The following is a 4,709-nucleotide window of genomic DNA, read 5'->3' as shown; positions in this document are numbered from 1 at the left end:
CACCCGGGAGGGTGTGGGAGAGTAGGTCACCGCCGGACACACATTGGTCGAGGCCCCAACCACCATGGTTGGGGCCTCCCACATTTAACACACACCACACCACACCAAACCCGCCTCGAAATCGGCGGACCACCAGGCAGTTGGCTGCCCCCTAGACTTACGGTCATGACCCCGACTTCCAGCGGCCCACAGGTCCACCGCGCTACTATCCTGGACGTTGCGGCGGCTGCAGGGGTATCCCGGCAGACCGTCACCCGTGCCATGAATGACATGCCCGGTATCAGCGCTTCCACGCGGGAGCGCGTCCAGCGGTTGGCGGTAGAACTGGGCTATTCACCAAGCCGGTTCGCCAAAGCACTTGTACAGGGTGCCCGGACATCCCTGGGACTTGCTATCCCTGATCTGACCAACCCCTACTTCCCGGAGTTTGCTTCCAGTGTGGTTGAAGAAGCCACGCAGCGGGGCTGGAACGTGGTGGTTGATGATTTTGGCCACGGCAGCGGAACCGGCCTGGACGCCGTCGAGCGGCTGGGGCCCCAGGTTGATGCCCTCGTGGGCTACCTCGGTCCCAGCTCAGATGCGGCCCAATCACTGATGGGCCGCCGGCCCGTGGTGGTTCTCGACTACCCTTCAGGCCAGGCAGCCGGCGGCATCTCCTTTGACTACGCCTATGCCGCCCGGATCGCCCTGGAACGGCTGCAGTCCAGGCAGCGCCGGCGGATCGCTTATCTTGACGCTGACCAGGAGCGGCCCGCCACCACCCGTGGGCGGGCTGTTGCAGCAGCGGCAGCAGAAGCCGGCATTTCGCTCACTGTCCGGCAGGCAGGGGAGTCGGCCCAATCAGCCCGGGCGGCAGTTCGCGCCCTGATCCAGGACGAAGGCGGAATAGATGGGCTCGTGGCGTACAACGACCTTATGGCGGCAGGGGCGCTGAAGGCCTTGCGGGACGCCGGGCGGAGGGTTCCGGAGGATTGCGCCGTGATCGGGATGGACGGCATACCCCTTGGCGAGCTGGTGACACCGGAGCTGACCACCCTCTCACTTGACCTCAAGGCGGTAGGCCGGGCCGCCGTCGACCTCGTGGATGATCTCCTGTCCGGGAGGATCAGGGCGGGAAGCCCCGATAGCTCGCTAACCCTGAACCACCAGCTCGTCCTTCGCCAATCGGCCTGACCCCTACTCAACGACGGCACAAAAGGCTAGGCTTAGGGACGGCCCGTGAACGTTCACGCTTTTTAGCAGCGACTCCCTGAAGCAAGGAAGCCCATGTCAGTCGAAACACCATCCGCCCTGGCGGACAGCACCCCGCAAAGCAGCCCTGGTTCAGCAGGCATGGACCTGCAGCTTGGCTCCGCCGATATCCAGGACCTCGAATCCCTTGCCGCGGGCCGGGGCACCCTGCCCGCACGGGCCTACTTGAAGAGCGATGCCCCGCGGTTGTCCCTGAACGGGGACTGGCAGTTTCGCCTTAGCCCCGGCGTCCGGACGGCCCCCAGCGATGACTGGCAAGCGGGCAAGGACCTGTGCGGATTCACGAGCCTGCCCGTGCCCTCCAGCTGGCCGATGCACGGACACGGCGCCCCCGCCTACACCAACGTTCAGTTCCCTTTCGCAGTAGAGCCGCCGCACGTTCCGGAAGCCAACCCCATCGGGGACCATCTGGTGGTGTTTGAGGCCGGGCCGGAGTTCTTTCCACACGCCCTCCTGCGGTTCGACGGCATTGAGTCGGCCGGGACCGTATGGCTGAATGGCGTGGAACTCGGGACCACCCGTGGAAGCAGGCTCGCCCACGAATTTGATGTCTCCGGGATCCTGGAGCAGGGAGAAAACACCCTCGCTGTGCGCGTCGCCCAGTTCTCGGCCGCCAGCTACGTTGAAGACCAGGACATGTGGTGGCTCCCAGGTATCTTCCGCGATGTCACCCTGCAGGCCAGGCCCGATGCCGGCATTGACGACGTCTTCGTCCACGCAGACTACGACCACGCCACCGGCGAAGGCACGCTCAAGATCGAGGCGAGCCGTGGCGGCCAGGCGATTGACGCCGTCGTCCGCGTTCCCGAACTGAATTTGGAACTGCCCGCCGGCACCGAGGTGCGTGTTCCCGCCGTCGAGCCCTGGTCCGCGGAGGTCCCGAAGCTCTACGAGGCCACCGTTGGCACCCTTGGAGAGAACGTCGCACTCCAGATTGGCTTCCGCAGTATCACCATCGAGGATGCGCAGTTCAAAATCAATGGACGGCGGATCTTGCTGCGCGGCGTGAACCGCCACGAGCACCATCCACGGCTTGGCCGGGTGGTGCCCCGGGATGTCGTGGAGGCGGAGCTGCGGCTCATGAAGCAGCACAACATCAACGCGATCCGGACCTCGCACTACCCGCCCCATCCGGAATTCCTCGCCCTGGCGGACCAGCTGGGCTTCTACGTTGTGCTCGAGTGCGACCTGGAAACGCACGGCTTTGAGAGTGCCGGATGGGCACAGAACCCCAGCGACGACCCCCGGTGGAAAGACGCCTTGGTGGATCGCATGCGCAGCACGGTTGAGCGGGACAAGAACCACGCGTCGGTGGTCATGTGGTCCCTGGGCAATGAGGCGGGTACCGGCAGGAACCTGGCCGCCATGGCGCGCTGGGCCAAGGACCGGGATCCGTCCCGTCCCATCCACTACGAGGGAGACTGGTCCTCCGCGCACGTGGACGTCTACTCCCGGATGTACGCCAGCCAGGCGGAAACGGCACTGATCGGCCAAGGGATAGAGCCTGCCCTGGAAGATGCCGCACTGGACGCCCGACGCCGGGCCATGCCTTTTGTGCTCTGCGAATACGTGCACGCCATGGGTAACGGCCCGGGCGGCATGAGCGAGTACCAGGAGCTTTTCGAGAAGTACCCGCGCCTGATGGGCGGGTTTGTGTGGGAATGGCTGGAGCACGGCATCACAGTTGCCGCGGGCGACGGCGTTGAGCACTACGGCTACGGTGGCGACTTCGGCGAGGAAGTCCATGACGGCAACTTCGTCACTGATGGTCTTGTTGACGCGGACCGCAATCCCCGGCCCGGTCTGCTGGACTTCAAGAAGGTCATCGCGCCGCTGCGCATTGATGTCGCCTGCGACTGGTCCGGCTTCACCCTCCGCAACGGCCAGGACTTTGCGGACATTTCCGCGTTCAGCTTCCGCTACGAGGTGGCGGCCGACGGCGGCACGCTCGACGCCGGCTCCGTAGAGGTTGCGCACGTCGCACCCCAGTCCGAAACGGTTGTGGAGTTGCCCGCCAGTGTCGCCGCCTTGGCAGCAGGGCTGCCTGATGGCCAGCCGGCCGTCCTCACTATTCAGGCGGTTCTCGGTGCGGATTCCGACTGGGCGGATGCGGGGCATGAAGTTGCGTGGGGGCAGTCTGTCCGGGAGCCTGCGGCGCCTGTGGTGCCGGCGCCGGTCGAGTCCGTCCAGGTCCAGGGAAATGTGCTCACACTGGGGCCGGTTGTCTTCGACCGGGCCACCGGCATGCCTGCCTCGATTGGCGGCATTCCGGTGGAGAAGCTGGCGCTGAACTTGTGGTGGGCTCCGACCGACAATGATCTCGGCCGGGAGTGGGGCGGTGCCGACGAGCGGCCGCTGGCAACCCAGTGGCAGGACGCAAGGCTGGACCGGCTGCACACCCGGTTGCTCAGCATCTCTGCAGCTGCAGGACCCGACGGCGGCGAGGCCCTCACGGTGTGTACGCGGGTGAGTGCGGCAGACAAACAGTACGGCGTGCTTGTGGACTACACCTGGAGCACCGACGGGGAGGCTGTTGGGCTCCGGACCCGGGTCCGGCGTGACGGCTCCTGGGTCAATCGCGGCTCTGAGGTGGAGTGGGCGCGGATAGGGCTGGAACTCGTGTTGGGCGAAGATACCGGGGCGGTGAGCTGGTTCGGCCAGGGTCCCCACCAGAGCTACCCGGACACCGGGCAGGGGGCCCGGACCGGCTGGTTCTCGCTTCCCCTGGAGGATATGGATGTGGACTACGTGCGGCCGCAGGAATGCGGTGCCCGGTCCGGTACCAGGTCCGCCGCGCTGCAGCTGGGTGACAGGATGCTCGAGATCAGCGGTGACGCCTTTGCCCTGACCGTCCGGCCCTACAGCCAGCATTCCCTGGACGCGGCGGCACACCGGCCGGACTTGAAGGCGGACGGGCGGACCTACCTGTACCTCGACCATGCGCTGCGAGGGGTGGGTACTGCTGCCTGCGGTCCCGGGGTCCTGGAGCAGTACCGCCTCAAGCCGCGGGATGCAGACTTCAGCCTGACAATTAAGGTAGACAGCTGACGGTAAAGGGATATGTGAGCCAGTACATACTGGACCGCGTCCTCCTGCAAAGGGCTTGAATCGGGCTCCACGCCTCCGAAAGTCCCGGAATTCCGGGGTTTTGGGAGGCATGGGGCCTGTCCAGGGCGGATTTGCGGAGCAGCCGTCAGCCGTGTATTGTTTTCTGAGTCGCCGCCGCTGAAGCGGAAAAATAGCGACCAACCCCCTTACAAACAGCCTGAAAATGGTTCGCCTGCTGGCGCGCCGGATAAGGGTGGGGACGGTTGAGAGGAACGCAAAGCGCCGGAAACGCCGATTTGCAAAGCTCCTCGAAAGCCGGTAAGTTTGAGAAGTTGCTCCGGAGCGATCCACGGCTGAGAAGTGCTGGTGGTGGTGCCGGGTGTGTCTGTTGTTTGAGAACTCAATAGTGT

At 65.1% G+C, this 4,709-nt stretch carries 3 protein-coding genes; 2 read left to right on the top strand and 1 reads right to left on the bottom strand.

The window, feature by feature from the left end; translation table 11 throughout:
• Positions 1-165 precede the first annotated feature (165 nt).
• Positions 166-1,173 carry a LacI family DNA-binding transcriptional regulator gene (locus ACIQF4_RS21145; RefSeq protein WP_400517890.1) on the top strand — a complete coding sequence of 336 codons (1,008 nt, stop codon included), beginning with the start codon at positions 166-168 and terminating at the stop codon, positions 1,171-1,173.
• A gap of 93 nt (positions 1,174-1,266) precedes the next feature.
• Positions 1,267-4,299, top strand: coding sequence for a glycoside hydrolase family 2 TIM barrel-domain containing protein (locus tag ACIQF4_RS21140; RefSeq protein WP_400517889.1), 3,033 nt, complete (start codon positions 1,267-1,269; stop codon positions 4,297-4,299).
• A 206-nt stretch (positions 4,300-4,505) separates the two neighbouring features.
• Here ACIQF4_RS21140 and ACIQF4_RS21135 read toward each other — a convergent pair.
• Positions 4,506-4,709: hypothetical protein (locus tag ACIQF4_RS21135; RefSeq protein ID WP_400517887.1), on the bottom strand; the 204-nt coding region annotated here is incomplete at its 5' end.

Origin of the sequence: Pseudarthrobacter sp. NPDC092202 (assembly GCF_044755505.1) — a bacterium.
In the GTDB taxonomy this organism is placed as follows: Bacteria; Actinomycetota; Actinomycetes; order Actinomycetales; family Micrococcaceae; genus Arthrobacter.
Note: the sequence above shows the minus strand (reverse complement) of the source record. Positions and strands in the feature narration are given on the sequence as shown.

Coding starts and splice junctions, on each gene's coding strand:
- ACIQF4_RS21140 (WP_400517889.1), top strand. CDS start 1,267: ATGTCAGTCGAAACACCATCCGCCCTGGCGGACAGCACCCCGCAAAGC.
- ACIQF4_RS21145 (WP_400517890.1), top strand. CDS start 166: ATGACCCCGACTTCCAGCGGCCCACAGGTCCACCGCGCTACTATCCTG.